At 73.9% G+C, this 18,090-nt stretch carries 23 protein-coding genes; 7 read left to right on the top strand and 16 right to left on the bottom strand.

Going from position 1 to position 18,090, the window contains the following annotated elements; all coding sequences use genetic code 11:
* Positions 1-16: 16 nt before the first annotated feature.
* Both H6H00_RS29885 and H6H00_RS29880 read right to left on the bottom strand, forming a co-directional pair.
* Complete coding sequence (locus tag H6H00_RS29885; RefSeq protein ID WP_185718952.1) at positions 17-304, bottom strand: FmdB family zinc ribbon protein; 288 nt, start codon at positions 302-304, stop codon at positions 17-19.
* Between the two features lie 70 nt (positions 305-374).
* Positions 375-1,406: a substrate-binding domain-containing protein gene (locus tag H6H00_RS29880; protein ID WP_185722883.1), complete on the bottom strand. Its 1,032-nt coding sequence runs from the start codon at positions 1,404-1,406 to the stop codon at positions 375-377.
* 127 nt (positions 1,407-1,533) lie between these two features.
* On the opposite strand from H6H00_RS29880, the gene H6H00_RS29875 reads away from it, so the two are divergent.
* Both H6H00_RS29875 and H6H00_RS29870 read left to right on the top strand, forming a co-directional pair.
* Positions 1,534-2,001, top strand: a complete 468-nt coding sequence (locus tag H6H00_RS29875) for a MarR family winged helix-turn-helix transcriptional regulator (protein WP_185718951.1) — start codon at positions 1,534-1,536, stop codon at positions 1,999-2,001.
* Between the two features lie 60 nt (positions 2,002-2,061).
* Positions 2,062-2,472, top strand: coding sequence for a tautomerase family protein (locus H6H00_RS29870; RefSeq protein WP_185718950.1), 411 nt, complete (start codon positions 2,062-2,064; stop codon positions 2,470-2,472).
* On the opposite strand, the gene H6H00_RS29865 is transcribed toward H6H00_RS29870, so the two are convergent.
* The 5 genes from H6H00_RS29865 to H6H00_RS29845 all read right to left on the bottom strand — a co-directional run bounded on the left by H6H00_RS29865 (position 2,465) and on the right by H6H00_RS29845 (position 6,872).
* Positions 2,465-3,874 carry a Dyp-type peroxidase gene (locus H6H00_RS29865; protein ID WP_185718949.1) on the bottom strand — a complete coding sequence of 470 codons (1,410 nt, stop codon included), beginning with the start codon at positions 3,872-3,874 and terminating at the stop codon, positions 2,465-2,467. The two genes, H6H00_RS29870 and H6H00_RS29865, sit on opposite strands and share 8 nt — an antisense overlap.
* A gap of 65 nt (positions 3,875-3,939) precedes the next feature.
* Positions 3,940-4,665: an SDR family oxidoreductase gene (locus H6H00_RS29860; protein ID WP_221775719.1), complete on the bottom strand. Its 726-nt coding sequence runs from the start codon at positions 4,663-4,665 to the stop codon at positions 3,940-3,942.
* Between the two features lie 160 nt (positions 4,666-4,825).
* Positions 4,826-5,479, bottom strand: coding sequence for an HAD family hydrolase (locus H6H00_RS32610; RefSeq protein WP_185718947.1), 654 nt, complete (start codon positions 5,477-5,479; stop codon positions 4,826-4,828).
* Positions 5,479-5,643: a hypothetical protein gene (locus H6H00_RS29850; protein WP_185718946.1), complete on the bottom strand. Its 165-nt coding sequence runs from the start codon at positions 5,641-5,643 to the stop codon at positions 5,479-5,481. Before H6H00_RS29850 ends, H6H00_RS32610 begins: the two co-directional genes overlap by 1 nt.
* On the bottom strand, positions 5,637-6,872 hold the full coding sequence (locus H6H00_RS29845) for an aromatic ring-hydroxylating dioxygenase subunit alpha (protein WP_185718945.1): 1,236 nt from the start codon (positions 6,870-6,872) through the stop codon (positions 5,637-5,639). The genes H6H00_RS29850 and H6H00_RS29845 overlap by 7 nt, the downstream gene beginning before the upstream one ends.
* Before the next feature lie 167 nt (positions 6,873-7,039).
* On the opposite strand from H6H00_RS29845, the gene H6H00_RS29840 reads away from it, so the two are divergent.
* Complete coding sequence (locus tag H6H00_RS29840; protein ID WP_185718944.1) at positions 7,040-8,788, top strand: PEP-utilizing enzyme; 1,749 nt, start codon at positions 7,040-7,042, stop codon at positions 8,786-8,788.
* 23 nt (positions 8,789-8,811) lie between these two features.
* Entirely contained in the window at positions 8,812-9,882 is a 1,071-nt protein-coding gene (locus H6H00_RS29835) for a PEP/pyruvate-binding domain-containing protein (protein ID WP_255425447.1), read from the top strand.
* Between the two features lie 59 nt (positions 9,883-9,941).
* On the opposite strand, the gene H6H00_RS29830 is transcribed toward H6H00_RS29835, so the two are convergent.
* Entirely contained in the window at positions 9,942-10,718 is a 777-nt protein-coding gene (locus H6H00_RS29830) for an IclR family transcriptional regulator (protein WP_185718942.1), read from the bottom strand.
* 99 nt (positions 10,719-10,817) lie between these two features.
* On the opposite strand from H6H00_RS29830, the gene H6H00_RS29825 reads away from it, so the two are divergent.
* Both H6H00_RS29825 and H6H00_RS29820 read left to right on the top strand, forming a co-directional pair.
* Positions 10,818-12,092, top strand: coding sequence for a Rieske 2Fe-2S domain-containing protein (locus H6H00_RS29825; RefSeq protein WP_185718941.1), 1,275 nt, complete (start codon positions 10,818-10,820; stop codon positions 12,090-12,092).
* Positions 12,089-12,307, top strand: a complete 219-nt coding sequence (locus H6H00_RS29820; protein ID WP_185718940.1) for a hypothetical protein — start codon at positions 12,089-12,091, stop codon at positions 12,305-12,307. Before H6H00_RS29825 ends, H6H00_RS29820 begins: the two co-directional genes overlap by 4 nt.
* Here H6H00_RS29820 and H6H00_RS29815 read toward each other — a convergent pair.
* The gene (locus H6H00_RS29815) at positions 12,261-13,676 is read right to left on the bottom strand and encodes a phosphatase PAP2 family protein (RefSeq protein WP_185718939.1); all 1,416 of its coding nucleotides are present in this window, start codon (positions 13,674-13,676) and stop codon (positions 12,261-12,263) included. The two genes, H6H00_RS29820 and H6H00_RS29815, sit on opposite strands and share 47 nt — an antisense overlap.
* A 160-nt stretch (positions 13,677-13,836) precedes the next feature.
* On the opposite strand from H6H00_RS29815, the gene H6H00_RS29810 reads away from it, so the two are divergent.
* Complete coding sequence (locus H6H00_RS29810) at positions 13,837-14,064, top strand: hypothetical protein (protein WP_185718938.1); 228 nt, start codon at positions 13,837-13,839, stop codon at positions 14,062-14,064.
* 12 nt (positions 14,065-14,076) lie between these two features.
* On the opposite strand, the gene H6H00_RS29805 is transcribed toward H6H00_RS29810, so the two are convergent.
* The 7 genes from H6H00_RS29805 to H6H00_RS29775 all read right to left on the bottom strand — a co-directional run bounded on the left by H6H00_RS29805 (position 14,077) and on the right by H6H00_RS29775 (position 18,060).
* Positions 14,077-14,283, bottom strand: coding sequence for a helix-hairpin-helix domain-containing protein (locus H6H00_RS29805; RefSeq protein ID WP_185718937.1), 207 nt, complete (start codon positions 14,281-14,283; stop codon positions 14,077-14,079).
* A gap of 44 nt (positions 14,284-14,327) precedes the next feature.
* Positions 14,328-14,690, bottom strand: a complete 363-nt coding sequence (locus H6H00_RS29800) for a Rieske (2Fe-2S) protein (protein ID WP_185718936.1) — start codon at positions 14,688-14,690, stop codon at positions 14,328-14,330.
* Between the two features lie 4 nt (positions 14,691-14,694).
* Positions 14,695-14,898 (bottom strand): 2-hydroxymuconate tautomerase, encoded by a 204-nt coding sequence (thmT, locus tag H6H00_RS29795; protein ID WP_185718935.1) that lies wholly within the window; start codon positions 14,896-14,898, stop codon positions 14,695-14,697.
* 70 nt (positions 14,899-14,968) lie between these two features.
* A complete protein-coding gene (locus tag H6H00_RS29790; RefSeq protein ID WP_185718934.1) occupies positions 14,969-15,709 on the bottom strand; it encodes a 2-keto-4-pentenoate hydratase in 741 nt (246 codons plus the stop codon).
* Complete coding sequence (locus tag H6H00_RS29785) at positions 15,706-16,488, bottom strand: 2-keto-4-pentenoate hydratase (RefSeq protein WP_185718933.1); 783 nt, start codon at positions 16,486-16,488, stop codon at positions 15,706-15,708. The genes H6H00_RS29790 and H6H00_RS29785 overlap by 4 nt, the downstream gene beginning before the upstream one ends.
* Before the next feature lie 88 nt (positions 16,489-16,576).
* Complete coding sequence (locus H6H00_RS29780) at positions 16,577-17,365, bottom strand: IclR family transcriptional regulator (protein ID WP_185718932.1); 789 nt, start codon at positions 17,363-17,365, stop codon at positions 16,577-16,579.
* On the bottom strand, positions 17,362-18,060 hold the full coding sequence (locus H6H00_RS29775; RefSeq protein WP_255425446.1) for a hypothetical protein: 699 nt from the start codon (positions 18,058-18,060) through the stop codon (positions 17,362-17,364). The genes H6H00_RS29780 and H6H00_RS29775 overlap by 4 nt, the downstream gene beginning before the upstream one ends.
* Between the last annotated feature and the right edge of the window lie 30 nt (positions 18,061-18,090).

Raw genomic sequence — 18,090 nt, 5'->3', positions numbered from 1 at the left:
GGTGGTCGTGGAACGGTCAGGGGCGGGGCAGCCGGGCGGTCCGCGGGTCGAGCCGCGGGGCAGGCGCGCGGCGGGCGGCGGCCGCCGGGAGCGAGGTGACGACGGGGGGCGCGGACCGGGAGGACTCGGTGTGGTCGAGCACGGCCATCCGGCGGCGGTCGGCGAGCCCGAGCCGGGGTGCGGTGAAGACCCGGGCGGCGGGGGTGCCGCAGTCCGGGCAGTCGAGCGCCGACGGCGCGGTGCCGATCGGGAGCCGGACGTCGACGGTGCCGTCGACCGCGCAGCGGTAGGTGTACGTCGCCATGCGAACCCCAGGTGAGCGCCGGAAACAATTTCCTAGGAAAGTAGTGGCGGTCACACCCGGTGTCAACGGTTCAGAGCTGCTGGATCACGTCCCAGAGCAGGCCGTCGGCGGCGGCGAGGAACACCCGCTGGCGCAGGTGCCGGTCGCGCAGCTCGACGGTGCCGCGCGGGCTCTCGTAGGCCAGCCCCTCGGCCACCGACGTCATCGGCGGCACGGCGACCGACCCCGCGCGCCGCATCAGCTCGGTGAGCAGCCGCACGCCCTCGTAGCAGGACTCACCGAGGCTGTTGAGCACCGGCGCGTCGGGGCCGAACCGCCGGGAGTAGGCCGCGGCGAAGTCGAGGCCCGAGGCGGTGGCGAGGTCCTCGAAGAACCCCGCGGACGTCATCAGCCCGCGGGTGTTGCCGGCCCCCGAGGCGAGCAGGACGTTCTCGTCGATGAGCGAGCTGAAGCGCAGCACGTCGCGGTCGAGGCCCCACGCGCTGAAGGCCCGGTTGAACGCGACGGCGTCGTCGCCGATGAGCAGCATGAGCACGGCGTCGCAGCCGCTCGCCTCGACGCGGTGCAGGACGTCGGAGAACTCGGAGGTGCCCAGCGGCACGTACATCTCGTCGCAGACCGAGCCGCCGATGCTGCGCAGGTACCGGCGCGCGACCCGCGCCGAGCGGCGGGGCCACACGTAGTCGTCGCCGACGATCGTCCACCGCCGGACGCCCACGGTCTCGGCGAACCAGTCCAGCGACGGGCCGAGCTGCCGGTCGGGCGTCTCGCCGGTCATGAACACGCCCGGCCGGTCCTCCCCGCCCTCGTAGAGCGCCGTGTAGGCGTACGGGACCCGCCCGGCGATCGTCGGGGCGATGGCCTCGCGCACCGCGGAGATGTGCCACCCCGTGACGGCCTCGACGGACCCGGCGCGGATCAGCGCGTCGACCTCGGTGGCCACGACCTCGGGCGGGCTCCCGCCGTCGACGGGCACGAGGTTCAGCTCGCGGCCCAGCACGCCGCCCTCCGCGTTGACCTCCTCCATCGCCAGTGCCGCGCAGCTCTCGCAGGACGGGCCGAAGATCCCCGCGGGGCCCTGCAGCGGGACCACCAGCGCCATGTTGAGCACGCCGCCCCCCGACGGCGGCACCCGCAGGTGCCGCGGAGCCGGGGACGGGGTCATGACGACACGCTAGTCACGAGTCGCGGCGCTGCTGCTACTCCAAACGACGGGATATCATCGCGCGATGGCCGCCGATCCCGAGCGCTCCACGCCGGACGGCGACGAGTCCCTCCGGCTGCTGTCCCTGGTCGAGCGGTCGGTCACCCAGCGCCTCGACGAGGCGCTACGGGCGCACGGCGGCGGCATCGACCAGTGGCGGATCCTCTCGCTGCTCGTCGAGCGGGGCGGCTGCCCGATGAACGTCGTCGCCGACCACGCGATGCTGCTGGCCCCGAAGCTGAGCAAGCTCGTCGACCGGATGGTCTCGGCCAACCTGGTGCTGCGCCGCACCGACGAGCACGACCGCAGGCGCGTGCTCATCGCCGCGACCACCCGCGGGCGCGCGGCGCTCGCGGCCTGGGACGGGGCATCGGCCACCGTGCAGCAGGAGTTCCGCGACATCCTCGGCCCCGACGCCGCGCTGCTCGACGACCTCCTGCGCAGGCTGTCGCACGGCCTGACCCGCAGCCCGGCGGCGGCGCAGCGGTCCTGACGGCCCCGCCTGCGGAACGCGGCTCTTGGCGGGCCCCGCCGGGCTCCCTATCGTGATCACATGCCGATCGTCGAGGTGCATCTCGTCGAGGGGGCGCACACCCCCGCGCAGCACGCCGCCCTGCTCGACGCGCTGAGCACCCGGTACGCCGAGGTGCTGGACGCCCCGCTGCCCCGGATCCGCGCCTACCTGACGCTGCACCGGCCCGAGCACTGGGCCGCGGGCGGGGAACCCGGGGTCAGCGCCCCCTACTTCACCGCGATCGTGCTGACCGGCCGTCCCGCGGAGCAGCGGCACCGGCTGCTCGCGTCGTTCACCGACGTCGTCGTGGACGTGCTGGGCGTCGACCGTGCGGCGGTGCGCGGGCGGATCATCCAGGTCGACCCCGACGACTGGGGGATCGGCGGGCAGCCGGCGAGCGCCGCCCGCCGCGCGGAGATCGCGGAGCGGACGGCGCGCGCGGTCAGCTGAGCCCGCGCAGGAACGCCAGCGAGGGCACGAAGAAGTACTCGCCGCCGCGGAGCGTCACGGCCTGCGGGGCGGGGTCGGCCCCCGTCTGGCCGTCGGCCCCCCACACCGGGCCCCATCCGGCCTCCGGGCGGGACCCCTGCCCGATCACCAGGTCCAGCCCCGGCGCGAACCGGTCACCGGGCACCTTCGGGAAGCCGGCGTTGTCGGCCCACAACCGCTGCGTGAACTCGAACTGCTCGGCGATGTCGACGTTGAACGCCATGAACAGCAGCCCGACGCCGCCGGTCGGCCGCGCCGAGGGCGGGACGTCGCCGGTCGGGTCGTCGAGGCGCTCGCCGTAGGTCTGGCCGCGGCGAGCCATGAGGTGCAGCCGCTCCTGCTCGGGCGGCTCGAAGCCGCCGCTGCCGCGGGGGTTGGTCTTGCGGATGTGGCCCTGGTAGGGGCACCGCGCGCCGCGGTCGTCGGTGTCGTAGCGGAAGTTGTTGGTCACCGGCAGCGGCGCGCCGGCCGTGCGGTCCGTCGTCACCGGCGTGCCGTCCTCGAACCGCCCGACGATCATCGCGCCCGCGCGTTCGCGGTCCTCGCCGACCAGACCCAGCTCGTCGGCCAGCGCCTCCTCGGCCTCCTTGAACCGGCGGACGTCCTGCTCCAGCTTGCGGAAGACGAGGTAGCTGCCGTGGTGCACCTCGGGGTCGGGGGCGGCCGGGTCCGGGACGAGCACGCGGCCGAGGTCGAACCGCGGGTCCCAGACCGTCGGGCCGACGGTCGCGGCGGCCTCCGTCGCGACGTCCTCGGTGAGGAACAGCGGCTGGCTGCGCCCGTCGACGTAACCGAAGTGCTCGATGCCCTCACCGGCCGCGTTGTGCTGCCCGCGGCCGGTCTCCCGCCCGACGACGGCGACGCCGGTGTCCGGGACGAGGTCCAGCACCTCGTTGAGCCGGGTCGCCATCGCCGCGTCGGTGGCGTCCCCGACGAGGACGACGGCGTGGACGGCCTCGCGGTAGGGCGGCTCCCACACCGCGGGCGGCGGGTCGTGCAGGGCGCTGCGGGAGGCCTTCATCCCGGCCCGGAAGCGGGCGTCGGCCGGGCGCGCGGCCTCGGGCACCCCGAGCACGGCGTAGCCGGATGCGGTGAGGCCGACCCCGACGTACGGGCTGCCGGGGGTGCCGGCCGCGCGGAACTCCTCGACCTCCACGAGGTGGTCGTGGGCCGACTTCATCAGCCCGGCCAGCGCCCCGAGGAACCCGGCGGCGTCCGCCTGCGCGTCGAAGCGCAGGAACAGGACCGTGAGGTGCTCGCGGACGTGCGGGCGCAGGATGTTGGGCTGGAGCTCGTCGAGCAGGGTGCGGTCGGCTCCCGCCGCGGTCGTCCAGGACAGGGAACGGGCCAGGTCGAGTGGCATCGGAGTGCTCCGGGTGTGGGGGGACCAGGTGACTCATCGAGGTCCCCACCCGCCCGGGTGATACGTCAGAACACCCCGCGGCGGGCACCCATGTCCAGGCCCAGGGTGGAGCCGTGCAGTGCGTCGGCCTCGGGTGCGAGCAGGGTCGCCACGGCCCAGGCCACCTCGCCCGGCGTGACGAGCCGGCCCAGCGGTGACTCGGCCGCGCGCTCGGCCAGCACCTGCTCCACCGGCACGCCGCGCTGCTCGGCCGCCCGCTCGGAGAGCCCGCGCAGCCGCGGGGTTTCGGCCGGTCCCGGCGCCACCAGGTGCGCGGTGATCCCGCGCGGGCCGTAGGAGATCGCGAGCTGGCGCACGAGGTTGGCCAGCGCCGCGTTGGTGACGCCCGCCGCGCACGCGTACGGCGCGGGCTCGATCCCGTAGTGCCCGCCGAGCGCGACGATCCGCGACCCGCGCTCGAGCCGGCCGTCGACGGCCCGGACCAGGCGCAGCATCCCGCCGCACTTGAGGGCCACGGCGTGGCCGAGGGCGTCGGGGGCGATCGTCTCCAGCGGCCCGGCCGCGGGCAGCCCGGCGGCCTGCACGACCATCCGCACCGGCCCGTCGAGCTCGGCGACGGCGGCGGCGATGTCGTCCACCGCGGAGTCGGACCCGATGTCGGCCGCGCAGATCCCCGGCCCGGCCGTCCGCGCCACCGCGACGACGGTGAGCCCCTCGCCGCGCAGCCGCTGTGCGATGGCCCCGCCCAGCGCCCCGGAGGCCCCGACGACGACGGCGATCCCGCCGCTCACGCCGCGCCCCCCGCCCGTCGCCGCCCCGCCCGTTGCCGCCCCGCCCGTTGCCGCCCCGCCCGTTGCCGCCCCGCCCGTCGCCGCCCCGCCCGTTGCAGCATGGCCACCTTCACGCCGTCCCGTTGCGGGAAGGTGGCCATGCTGCAAGGCCGAGTGGTCGTCATGCCGCCTCCGCGTCCAGGTCCAGTTCCCGGCGCGCCTGCGCGAAGGCGGCGTCCGGGTCGGTCAGGTCCAGTTCCACGGCGATCATGCCCGCCGCACGGGCCCCGGTGATGTTCCACGGCATGTCGTCGACGAACACGATGTCGCCCGGCGCCGTGCCGAGCTCCGCGGCGGCGAGGGCGTAGGCGCGCGGGTCGGGCTTGAGTATCCCGGTGACCGACGCGTCGACCAGCACGTCGACCTGGGTGAGCACCGGGTGCGACGCCATCGCGGTGTCGCCGTGGAACGCGCGCAGGTCGTTGGTGAGCACCCCGATCCGGCGTCCGGCGGCCCGGGCGTCGGCGACGAGCGCGGCGGCCGCGGGCCGGATGACGTCGTCGCCGGCGAGGCCGTAGAGGGTGTGCATGAACTCCTGGATCGGCCAGTCGCGGCCGAGCGCGGCGCCCACCTCGTCGGAGCGGATCCGCCAGTACTCCCGTTCGCTGATGTCCTGGCGGATCATCGCGTCCCACTCCGGGTCGGGCTCGGTGCCGAGCGGTCCGCGCCGGGCGGTGACGGCCCGCACCCGCGGCTCCACGGCGCCGTACTCGCCCAGCAGTTCGCTCCCCGAGCGGAAGACCGTGCCGCCCAGGTCCAGCAGGAGTGCACGCATCAGTGCTCGGGCTCCGTTCCCACGATTCGGCCGAGCACCACGGTGCACATCACCGAGCACTCCGGGCACCAGCACACCACGTGCCGGTCCTGCGCCACCCAGTACTCCTGCACGAACGCCGCCTCGCCGAGCCGCGCGCCGCAGGACGGGCAGAAGTTCACCACGCCGGTACCGGGTCCCCGAACATCTCCAGCACCTCGTCGCGGATGGGGGAGTAGCGCACCGAGCTCTCCCGCGTCCAGAGCTGCCGGAACTCCACCGCCGAGCCGAACTTGTCCTTCTCCATCGGCAGGTCAATGACCTCGTGCGGCTCGCGGTAGGTGCACAGCGGGTCCTCCCCGCGGGCGACGGCGTCCATCTGCTCGGCGTAGAGCTTGCGCAGCAGGATCACGCCGAGGTCGGAGCGGCCCAGGTGCTCCCGGGTGCGGTCGGAGATCCGGCCCTGGGTGATCCAGGCGACGATGTCCTGCCCGTCGACGTAGTCGCGCAGGTACTCGCCGCGCTCGTCGACCAGCGGGATCTCGTAGACGGGGATCCCGTCCTGCGGCGGCGCCCCGCCCTCGGGCCGGTAGGTCTGGTACCAGACGTGCCAGGTGTTCTCGTCGTCGATCGGCACCCGGATCTGGAACGTCGCCAGCCCCGCCGCGCCGACGCGCAGCATGTGCGGGAACACCAGCGGGTGCCCGACCTTCCAGTCCTCGTCCTCCTCGGTGTGCCCCTCGAGGACGCGCCGCTTGAGGATGCCGTGCTCGAAGACCTCGAACGCGACCTTGACGTGCTTCTTCGTGACGACGGGCAGCGGCGCCGCATTCCCGCCCAGCTCGCGCAGGAAGTTGCCGTAGCGCCCGTGCAGCCACTCGACGTGGTACGGGTCGACGGAGTTCTCCATGATCTGCACGAAGTTGCACGGCAGCTCGGCGTGGCCGATGTCGCGCCAGGCGTCGTCCCAGACGAAGAGGTCGTAGCGCGGCAGCTCGGGTGCGGGCAGCGGCCCGAGGTAGGCGAACACCAGCCCGCCCAGCTCCTGCACCGGGTACGCCGTGGCGCGGATGCGGTTCTTGAACGTCGAGTCGGCGGGCTCGCCGGGCTGCTCCAGGCACTCGCCGGACGCCGAGAAGCGCCAGCCGTGGTAGCCGCAGCGCAGTCCCTCGTCCTCGGTGCAGCCCAGCCACAGCGCGGCGCGGCGGTGCGGGCACGCCTCCGCCAGCAGGCCGACGGTGCCGCTCCCGTCGCGGAACAGGACGAGGTCCTCGCCGAGCAGGCGGCGCTTCACCGGCACCCGCGTCGCCATGTCGTGGGTGGCGACCGGCCACCAGTACCGACGCAGCAGCTCACCCATGGGGGTGCCCGGCCCGACCCGCGTCAGGCGCTCGTTCTTTTCGGCGCTCAGCATGGGCGCGACGCTAGGCGGGGCCCGTGACCAGCGGAAGCGCGCGGTTCGCGCCCGCCGAACGCGACGCCGACGGGCCCGCGCGTTCGGCAGGCGGGAACGGTTCGCTTGCCGCGGCCCTGTGACCACTGACACGGTCCCGGGCAACCACCCGGAGAAGCGGAGTTCCCATGGCCAACGTCGTCCCCGTCGCGCCGTACACCGGCGAGTGGTACCCGGGCTTCAAGCCCGAGTTCATCGAGTCCCCCTACATCGTCGACGGCACGGGACCGTTCACGCCGGAGGACGAGGACAAGTTCTGGTTCCTCGACTTCCACTGGTCGCGCGGGCTGACCCCGCTCGCCGCGTTCGCCTGGGGCCAGGACGGCTACTGCTGGGGCACCCAGCACGCCGCCGAGAGCCTGCCGCTGCCCCCCGGCCGCGGCATCACCTCGCGCTTCGCCGGCACCCACCTCTACGGCTCGGCGATCCCCGAGACCGACCCCCGGGAGATCGGCGCCCGCGCCAACCGGCTGGGGACCAACCTGCCGCGCTTCCTGGAGAACTACCAGTCCACCTGGGAGGCCGGCCGCGACGAGCTCGAGGCCACCTGGGACTACTTCCACGGCCTCGACCTCACGACCGTGGCGACGGGCGACCTCGCCGGGCTGCTGGGCCAGGCCCGCCGCTACCACCAGCGGTCGATGGAGATCCACTTCGGCGTGATGTACCCGCTGCTGGTCAACTTCCTGGGCTTCTACGGGGCCTGCGCCGAGATGGGCATCAACACCGCCGACATCGGCAAGTTCCTCCAGGGCGAGGACACCAAGATTATGGAGACCGACCGCGGCCTCGCCGACCTGGCGAAGAAGGCCAAGGCGGCCGGTCTGCGCCAGGCCTTCGAGGACAACTCCGGCCTCGGCATCCGCACCGCGCTGTCCGCGCAGGGCGGCTCGGCGTCGCAGTGGCTCACCGACTTCGACGACTTCCTGCAGGTCTACGGGCACCGCCAGGAGGCCACCTGCGACGTCGGCGTCCCGAGCTGGATCGAGGACAACACGATCCCGCTCGACATGATCAAGAGCTTCGTGCTCAAGGACACCGACCACGACTTCGAGGAAGCGGCGCGCAACGCGATGGCCGAGCGCGAGAACGCGGTGGAGACCGCCCGGTCCGGCCTGACGAAGGAGGAGCAGGCCGTGTTCGAGGCGGGCCTGCGGTCCAACCTCGAGGCCAACTTCCCGTGGTGGCAGGACGACCACAACTACTACATCGACCTCAAGGTCATGATCCCGCTGCGCCGGGTCTGCCAGGAGCTGGCCGACCGGGTCGGGGCCGAGGACAAGAACGACATGCTCTACCTGTTCTGGCCGGAGCTGCAGAAGGTCGCGACGGGCTCGACCTACGACGGCGGGCTCAAGAGCCTGGTCCAGGACCGCCGCCAGTACTTCGACCACTGGGGCGCGCTGCGCGGGGAGATGCCGAAGGTGCTCGGCACCGTCCCGGAGACCGTCGAGGACCCGGTGCTCATCGAGATCTTCGGGCTCAACCCGTCCTCGATCCGCGCGGTGCAGAACCCGAACGCCTCCGAGGAGACCGTGCTCTCCGGCGTCGCCGCGGCCAAGGGCGTGGCCACCGGCATCGCGCGCGTCCTGCAGAGCAGCGACGACATGCACCGCCTGGAGCCCGGTTCCATCCTGGTGTGCGAGTCCACGTCCCCGAGCTGGACGGCGGCGTTCGGCAAGATCGCGGGCGCGGCGTGCGACGGCGGTGGCATGCTCAGCCACGCCGCGATCGTCGGGCGCGAGTACGGCGTCCCGACGGTGACGGCGATCGGGATCGCCACCGTGGCGATCAAGGACGGGGACGAGATCGAGGTGGACGGCACCAACGGCCGGGTCACCATTCTCAAGCGCGCGGCGGATCTGGCGAGCGCGTGACATCGGGGGTTTCCATGGTCGACATGGCATCGGTGGTCTGGGTCGACGCGGTCGACCCTGCGCAGGCGGTGGCACTGGCGGGATCGAAGATGGGGCGGCTCACCGAGCTGCACCGGGCCGGGGTGGAGGTGCCGCAGGGTTTCGCCGTCACGGTCGAGGCCTACCGGCGGCACTGCGGCGAGTCCGGCCTCGACGCCCGGATCGACGAGGTGATCGAGTGGCTGGGACCGGACCCGGCCGACGCGGCCGTGGAGGACGCGTCGGCCCGGATCCGGGCCCTGTTCGAGCACACCCCGATGTCCGACGCGCTCGCCGCCGAGATCACCGAGGCCTACGAGGAGCTGTGCCTGCGGGCCGTCGACGTCAACGTGCCGACGGCGGTCCGCAGCTCGGCGACGGGTGAGGACGCGGCCGACGCGTCGTTCGCCGGGATCTTCGACACCTACCTCGGGGTCTCCGGGCCGCAGCGGGTGATCGACGCGGTGCGGGCGTGCTGGGGTTCGCTGTTCACCGGGCGGGCGCTGGCCTACCGGTTGCGCAAGGGCATCTCCCACCACGACATGCCGATCGCCGTGGGCGTGATCGAGCTGATCCACGCCCGCGCGTCCGGGGTGGCGTTCTCGGTGCACCCGGTCACCGGCAAGCCGGACCGGATCGTCATCGAGACGAGCTGGGGCTGGGGCGAGGCGATCGTCCAGGGCCTGGTCGACCCCGACCACGTCGAGGTCGGCAAGGCCGACGGCCGGGTGCTCAAGTACGACGTCGCCCACAAGACCGTGGTGTCGGCGTTCGACTTCGCCGACGGGCGCGTCACCGAGATCGAGATGCCGGCCAAGCTCGCCGACCGCAAGGTCCTCGACGACGAGCAGATCGCCGCGATCGCCGCCGCGGTCACCTCGATCGAGGAGCACTACGGCTACCCGGTCGACGTCGAGTGGGTCATCTCGCGGCACCGCCGCTCGGGCGACCCGGTCTGCATCGTCCAGTCGCGGCCGGTCACGGTCACGGCGCCGGCGGCCGCGGCCGCGACCTACGACCCGGTCGCGCTCGCGCAGAAGTTCGTGTTCAGCGGGAAGCCCATCCCGGGCCGGTAGACGTGCGCGGTGGGCGGTGTCCTCGAACCCGCCCACCGCTCACCCCGTCTCGGGCCGGTTCAGCCGCGGGGCGGGGCGCCCAGGCGCCTGCTCACCACCGCGGCCGCCTCCACCACCGCGACGCGGATCCGGCGCAGCGTCGCGGGGGCCGCGCGGTCGGTGGGGGCGGCGACCGACAGCGACGCGATGACGTCCCCGTCGGCCCCGCGCACCGGCGCGCCCACCGACACGACGCCGACGCGGCTCTCCTCCCGGTTCTCCGCCCACCCGCGCTCGGCGATCTCGCGCAGCCGGGTGCGCAGCGTCGGCTCGTCGACGATCGTGAACGGCGTGTGCCGCTGCGGGGTCCAGCGCGCGAGCCGCCGGTCCAGCTCGTCGGGGGCCAGCGCGGCGAGCAGCGCCTTGCCGGTGCTCGTCGTCGCCGCCGGGAGACGGGTGCCGACGCGGGAGAAGATGCGCACGGTGTGCGGGCTCTCCAGGCGGTCGATGTAGACCGACTCCATCCCGTCGAGCACGGCGAGCTGCACGGTCTCGCCCGTCGAGTGCCGCAGCGTGGCCATCACCGGCATCGCCGCCTCGTGCAGGTCCAGGTGCGGCGAGACGCTCGCGCCGAGGTCGAACAGCGCGATCCCGAGCCGGTAGCCGCCGGGCGCGCGCTCCACGAGCCGCTCGGCGGCGAGCGTCGCCAGCAGCCGGTGCACGGTGGACGTCGCGAGGTCGAGGCGCCGGGCCAGCTCGGAGACGCCCAGCTCGCGGTCGGTGCGGGAGAACTCCTTGAGCAGCCGGGCGGCGTTGCGCACCGACGTCAGCTCCCAGCTCGGGCGCCTTCCCTCCATGCGGGAAGCATCCCTTGTCCCGGTGGGAGGCGCTACCTACCGTCGTGTTGTGCCTCCGCCGCCGGCAGGCGGGCCCACCACCACATACGGGGAGATTCCATGCTGACCGCCGAGCAGAACGAGCAGCTGACCCAGGTCGAGGCCGGGACGCCGATGGGGGAGGTGCTGCGGCGCTACTGGTACCCCGTGGCCTTCACCCGCGAGCTGGAGGAGTTCCCCGTCAAGCGGGTGGAGCTGCTCGGCGAGTTCTTCGCGCTGTGGAAGAGCCCGTCGGGGCGCTACGGGATCGTGCCGGAGGCGTGTCCGCACCGGAAGGCGTCGCTGGCCTACGGCGTGGTCGAGGCCGACGGCATCCGCTGCCCGTACCACGGCTGGGTGTTCGACGCCGACGGCGCGTGCACCTCCCAGCCCGCCGAGCGCGACAACACCCAGTTCCAGGAGCGGGTGCGTGCCCAGGCCGGCAAGGTCGAGGAGATGGGCGGGCTGGTGTGGGCCTACGTCGGACCGCACTCCGAGGAGGACCCCGCCCCGCTGCTGCCCCGTTTCGACACCTACGTGATGGACGGCTTCCGCGACATCGGCTGGGCGGACCTCCCCTGCAACTACGTGCAGATCATGGAGAACGCGGTCGACCCGCACCACGTCGAGTTCCTGCACGGGCGCTACTTCGAGTTCGTCGGCAAGCACGAGGGCTTCACCGCGCCCGCGTCCTTCGGCAAGGAGCACGTGAAGATCGGCTTCACGCCGTTCGAGTGGGGCATCATCAAGCGCCGCGTGCTCAAGGGCGCCTCCGAGGAGAACGACGACTGGAAGGTCGGCCACCCGCTGGTCTTCCCGTACAACATGCGGGTGGGCGGCGGGGGCATCCACCAGATGCAGATCCGGGTGCCGATCAACCGCACCACCACCCGGTTCATCCTCTACACCGTGCACAGCCCCGACGGGTACGAGCACGTCGACCAGCCGCAGATCCCGGACTACCAGGTGCCGGTGTTCGACAAGGACGGCCGCCACGTCACCAACTACGTCGAGGGCCAGGACATGATGGCGTGGGTGACGCAGGGCGCGATCACCGACCGCACCACCGAGCACCTGGGCCGCTCCGACATCGGCGTGGCCATGCTGCGCAAGATGTTCCGCGAGCAGATGGACGTCGTCGCGCGCGGGGAGGACCCGCTGGGCACCATCCGCGAGGAGCACGAGCGGATCGACCTCCCGTGCGAGAAGGACAAGTTCCACGCCGGCGGGGCCCAGTTCGCGCTCGACTTCTGCGACATGGGCTCCACCCGCTTCTCGCCCGTCCTCGACGCCATCAAGAAGATCCACATCTCGGCGGCGGACAAGATCGCCTCCGAGAAGGCGGCCGCCGAGTGAGCACCCCGGTCGACCGGCGGTTCGTGGCCGACGCGGCCGCGCACCGCCGGGACGTCCCCCGGTACTGCCCGGGGTGCGCGGTCGGGCTCGGGATGGCGACGGAGTTCTGGGAGGCCGAGGAGCGCCGCTTCTACTGCTCCTGCACCGCCTGCGGCTGGACGGGGGAGATCACCCCGACCGGGGAGGTGGCGACGGGGCACGAGCCGGAGCACTGAGCGTCCGGTCCAGGGCCCAGAGCCACGGCACGGTGAGCAGGACGCTGCCCAGCACGTCGGAGAGGTGGTGGGCGCCGCGGTAGAGCCGGGCCGCGGCGACCACCACGACGACCACCGCGGCCACGGCGATGACGATCCAGCGCCACCACGCCCTCGTCGCGCCGAGCACGACCACCGCGATCCCGCCGTAGAGGGCCACGGCGGCGGCGGTGTGCCCCGAGGGGAAGCTCGACGTCGGCGGGAGCTGGGCGTCCAGGTGGTCCACCGCCGGTCGGGTGCGGCCGGTGACCGACGCGACGACCATGAACATCAGGGTCTCGCCCGCCACCGCCACGACGATCAGCACGGCCGGGCGCCATCTGCGCAGCGCCGCGACGGCGAGTACGGCCGCGACGGCGGCACCGACGACCACCACCAGCGTGTTGCCCAGCTCCGCCGCGGGTGCCGACACCGCGTCGAGCACCGGGGTGCGCAGGGTCGCGACGGCCTGCACCAGCCCGAGGTCGGCGGCGGCCACCGGGGTGCCGGCCGCGACCGTCGTCACCAGATGTCCGACGCCCAGCAGCACCCCGACCAGCAGCACCGCCACGACGAGCAGCCGCGCGGCCAGGCCCCACCGGTGCTCCGGGGGACCGTGCGCCGGCGCGGGCCGCAGGTCGGCGGCGGCGCCGGGGTCGAGACCCGCGCCGGTCGCGGGCGCTCCGCGGAACGCGACGGCGGTGAGGGCGAGCCAGGTCGCGCCGAGCAGCCACCCGGCCAGTACGTCGGTCGGGTAGTGCACGCCCAGGCCGATGCGGGTCAGTCCGACGGCCACGACGACCGCGACCGCCGCCGCGACCACCGCCCGGCGGGCCCGGGGCGGGACGGCGGGCAGCGCCACGAGCACCACGATCCCGACCCAGTACGTGACGGTCAGGGTGTGCCCGCTGGGGAAGCTCGAGCCCGGCGCCACCGCCACCGGCACGTCGACGACGGGCCGCAGCCGCCCCACCAGGCCCTTGACCGCCGGGGCGAGGACCGCGCCACCCGCCCCCGCGACGACGACGTAGAGCGCGAGGGCCCGTCGCCCGCGGACGAGCAGGGCGACGGTGAGCGTCCCGAGGACGAGCGCCGCGGTGAGGTCGGCACCCAGCACCGAGACCGTCGTCAGGACCGCGACCAGCCACCGGCGCGGGGCGACGAGGTCGTTGGCCGCGCGGGCCACCGCGACGTCGAACCCGACCAGGGTTCCGGCCAGCAGCCACAGGAGCGCGACCAGCCCCACACCGGCCACGACGACGGCGGCCAGGCCCGTCGCGCTGCCGACGACGAACCGGCGGGCGGCTCCCGCGTCGTCCGCCGTGGCGACGACCGGAGGGGGGACGGTCATCGGGGCAGGATGGACCGACCCGGCCGCGGCCGCCCGCCGTGCTGCGCCGAACGGCGCATCCGGGAGAGTTCTCGGATCCGGTGTAACCCGGCGGGCCGGGGCGGAGTCCTTCCTGACGAACAGGCCGGATCCGCCGGCCGACATCGCAGGGGAGACCACCATGAGCACCATCGTCGACATCTACGACGCCGACCACGACGGCCGGATCGACTCCTACACCTACGACGCCGACGGCGACGGGTACGCCGAGGGCGCCGCCTACGACACCGACTACGACGGCTGCTTCGACTTCGCCATCGAGGACACCGACGGCGACGGCTTCGACGACACCGCCTACTACGACTACGACCAGGACGGCGTGGTCGACGAGGTCATCGTCGCCGCGTGACCCCGACCGGGGTCACGGCCCGGCGAACGCGAGCCCCCGCTGCTCCAGCTCCTCGGTGAGGATCCGGATCGCCTTCGGTCCCACGCCGTGCAGTGCGAGCAGGTCGGCCGCGGCGACGCGGGTGAGGTGCTCCCAGCGCGTGTACCCGTGTGCGGCCAGCGCACGGGTCGCGGGGCGGCCCAACCGGGCGGGGAACTCGCCGGCCTCCTGGTCTGCCATGCCGGGAACCTACCGCGGGGGGCGGACCGCCCGGGACGGTGCGGTCAGCCCTCCCCGCGGGCGTGGGCGCGCAGCCGCTCGGCCCAGGACAGCTCGGCGGCCGGCTCGCCCACGTCGGCGCAGGCGACCCCGTCGCGGACCACCACCGGGTAGGTGCCGAGGCGGTGCTGCGGGGCCGTCTCGCACTCGCCGGTGTCGAGGTCGAAGCGGTACCAGTGCCACGGGCAGACGACGACCCGCCCGTCGCGCAGCCAGCCCTGGTCCAGCGGGCCCCTGTTGTGCGGGCACACCGCGTCGGTGACGCGGAACCCGCCGTCGACGCGGAAGACCGCGAAGCTGCGCCCGTCCGCGGACCGGACGACCCACGTGTCGCGGCCGTCGGCGCCGTCGAGCGGGACCAGGGTCATCCCGTCAGCGCTTGCCGGAGGCCCGCAGCGCCGACAGCGACTCCCCGCCGACGAACCACAGGTCCGGTTCGCACTCGGAGACGACGACCCGCACGTTCTCGGTGGGCGCGCCGATCGACTCGTGCACGGCGGCGGTGACCGCCTCGCCGAGCGCGGCGAGCTGCTCGGGCGTGCGGCCCTTGGCGAGCGTGATCTGGACCAGTGGCACGGGTGGGGCCTCCTTCGTCGGCCGTGAGTGGATGAGAGGGCTCCAGCCCCCTCATCCACTCACGAGGGGTTCAGCGGCAGCCGAGCTCGATCGTGCCGAGCCGGTCGATCGAGGCCACGACGACGTCGCCGGGCGCCACCGGGACCGCGGCGGTGAGCCCGCCGGACAGCACGACCTCGCCCGCCCGCAGGCCCTCGCCGTCGGCGGCCATGGTCCGCACCATCCACGCGACGGCGGCGGCCGGGTGCCCGAGCGACGCCGCGCCGGACGCCGTGGCGACCAGCTCGCCGTTCTTCTCCAGCACCACGCCGACCAGGCGCAGGTCGATGCCCGCGGGCGGCACCGGGGTGCCGACGACGAACCGGCCCGCGGAGGTGTTGTCGGCGACGACGTCGGCCATCGTGAACTTGTAGTCGCGGTAGCGGGAGTCGAGCACCTCGATGCCGACGGCCACCCCGGACGACGCCGCGATCACGTCGGCGGCGGTCACGTGCGGGCCGGCCAGGTCGCGGCCGAGCACGAACACGATCTCCGGCTCGCAGCGCGGCTGGATCAGCTCGGAGGTGTCGAGCGGCTCGCCGATGTCGAGCGCGTTCGCGCCGGCCAGGAACCCGAAGACGGGGCTGCTCACACCGACCTGGGCCTGCTTGGCCCGGCTGGTGACGCCCAGCTTCCAACCGGCCAGCGGTCCGGCCGCGTCGCGCAGGACGCGCTGAACGGCGTAGGCGGTGGGCAGGTCGGGGACGTCGAGCGCGTCGATGGCGGTGCGGTCGGCGACCGCCTTCTGCAGCTGGATCGCGTAGTCGCTCATGCCACCCTCACGGTGATCGGGCCGAGCCGGTCGAACTCGGCGCGGAAGACGTCGCCCGCGGTCATCGGGACGGCGGCGTGCAGCGCGCCGGTCATGACCAGGTGGCCCGGCTCCAGCGCGACGCCGTTCTCGCCGAGCACGTTGGCCAGCCAGGCGACGACGGCCACCGGGTCGCCGAGCGCGGCCGCGCCGGCCCCGGTGTCGATCAGCTCGCCGTTGCGGGTGAGCGTCATGCCGATCAGACGGGAGTCGATCCCGGCGAGCGGCACGATCCGGCTCGAGGTGGCCATGGCGCCGTTGGAGGCCAGGTCGGCGACGGTGTCGGCCAGCTTGATCCGCCAGTCGACGATCCGGGAGTCGACGATCTCCATCGCGGCGACGGCCCCGGCGATCGCGGCGTGCGCCTGCGTGACGGTCACCCCCGGGCCCTGCAGCCGCTCGCCGAGCACGAACACGATCTCGGCCTCGATCTTCGGGGCGATGAAGCGGTCGAGCGGCACCGTGTCGCCGTCGCGGTAGACGGTGGAGGCGAGGACGGGCCCGTGGTCGGGGGAGTCGACGCCGATCATCTTCTGCATCGGCTTGCTGGTCAGGCCGACCTTGTGGCCGATGATCCGGTCGCCGTCGGCCAGCAGCAGGTCGATCAGCTCCCGCTGCACCGCGTAGCCGTCGGCCATCCCGAGGGTGGGGTCCTCGTCGGTGAACGGCGGGATCGGCACGCGGGTGCGCCGGGCGTCGTAGAGCGCCCGGGCCTTCGCCGGTGCGTCGGTCACGGGCATGGAGTGCTCCCAGTCGTCGGTGTCCGGATCTGATCGTGTCGGCCCGCGGCCCGCGGGTCACGGGCCCCGTTCCGCTGGCCGGAACAGGTCATGCCTCCCGGCCCCTCGTCGCCATCTCCGGGTTCCAGCCGAGGCGCCGGCTCACCGCCTCCCCGGCCTCCGCCAGAGCGCGGGCGAACCGCCGCCGCGGCACCGCGCCGAAGCGGGCCACCGGGGCGCCGATGCTGATCGCGGCGACGACGTCGCCGTGGATGTCGCGGATCGGCGCGGCGATGCTCGCGACGCCGATCTCGCGCTCGTTGATCGCCTCGGCCCAGCCCCGCGCGCGGACGGTGGCGAGCTCGTCGCGCAGCGCCCCGGGCTCGACGATCGTGTGGGTCGTCAGCCGGGTGAGCGGGCGGGCCAGGAAGGCCTCGCGGTCGGGCTCCGTGCCGTGCGCCAGCAGCACCTTGCCGCTGGAGGTGCAGTGCGCGGGCACGCGGCGCCCCGTCTCGGTGAACAGGCGCAGCGAGTGCGCGCTCTCCAGCCGGTCGACGTAGACGACCTCGTCCCCGTCGAGCACCCCGATCTGCGACGACTCGCCGGTCTGTTCGCGCAGGTGGGCGAGGACCGGTCCGGCGGCGGCGTGCAGGTCCAGGTGGACCTTGACGGCCTCGCCCAGCTCGAACATCACGATGCCGAGCCGGTAGCCGCCGGTGCGGGGGTCCTGCTCGACGAGCCCCTCGGCGACCAGCGTGGAGAGCAGGCGGTGCACGTTGGACTTGCCGAGGTCGAGCCGCCGCGCCAGCTCCGACACCCCGATCGACTCCTCGCGGGACAGGAACGCCTTGAGCAGCCGGGCGGCGTTGCGGACGGTCGACAGGGTCGCGTCGGTCATGCGGGCGGGGCCTTCGGGGTCCAGTCCCGGCGGCCGCCGACCGACTCCAGCAGCGCCCTGCGGATCGCGTCCGGGTCGGGGACGGCGGCGTCGGCCGCGGCGGCGACCCCGGCGTTGTGCGGGGCGATCGCGCGCGCGAGCAGGGCCTGGGCGCGGGGGAGCCCGGCGGACGCGGCGCCCACCAGCTCGTCGAGGAGGTGCTCCCGTCCCCGGACCCGCGCGCGGATGGCCTCGAAGTCGCGCGCCGCCGACGAGTGCTGCGCGGCCAGCCCGGAGCCGATGTGCCCGGCGTGGTGCGCGGTGAGCCCGGACCCCGGCTGCGCCACCACGTGGTAGACGACGGTCGTCAGGCCGAGCGCGTGCTTGACCTCGCCGTACGCCGGTCCCTCCCGCTCGTCGACGAGCCCGAGCGAGGGCGTGACCACGGGGTCGTAGAAGCGCAGCGACCACTCGAGCCCCGGCAGCGAGCCCGGCAGCTCCACCTCCTGCCCGCGCAGCGGGCCGAGGCCCTCGCGGGTGGCGAGCAGGTGCAGGTTGCGGGCCCCGACGGCGGCGACGGTCAGCGGCCCGCCCGCGCACAGCGGCATGCGCCCGCGGACGGCGGGCGGGAACGTGTCGGCCTGCGCCAGGTAGGCGCGGTGCAGCGCCGTGACGTACCCGGCCACGGCCGAGCGCATGTCGAGGGGATCCGGCACGACCGCCTCCGTTCTGATATGCGGAACGCC

The organism is Pseudonocardia petroleophila, from assembly GCF_014235185.1.
GTDB lineage: Bacteria > Actinomycetota > Actinomycetes > Mycobacteriales > Pseudonocardiaceae > Pseudonocardia > Pseudonocardia petroleophila.
Note: the sequence above shows the minus strand (reverse complement) of the source record. Positions and strands in the feature narration are given on the sequence as shown.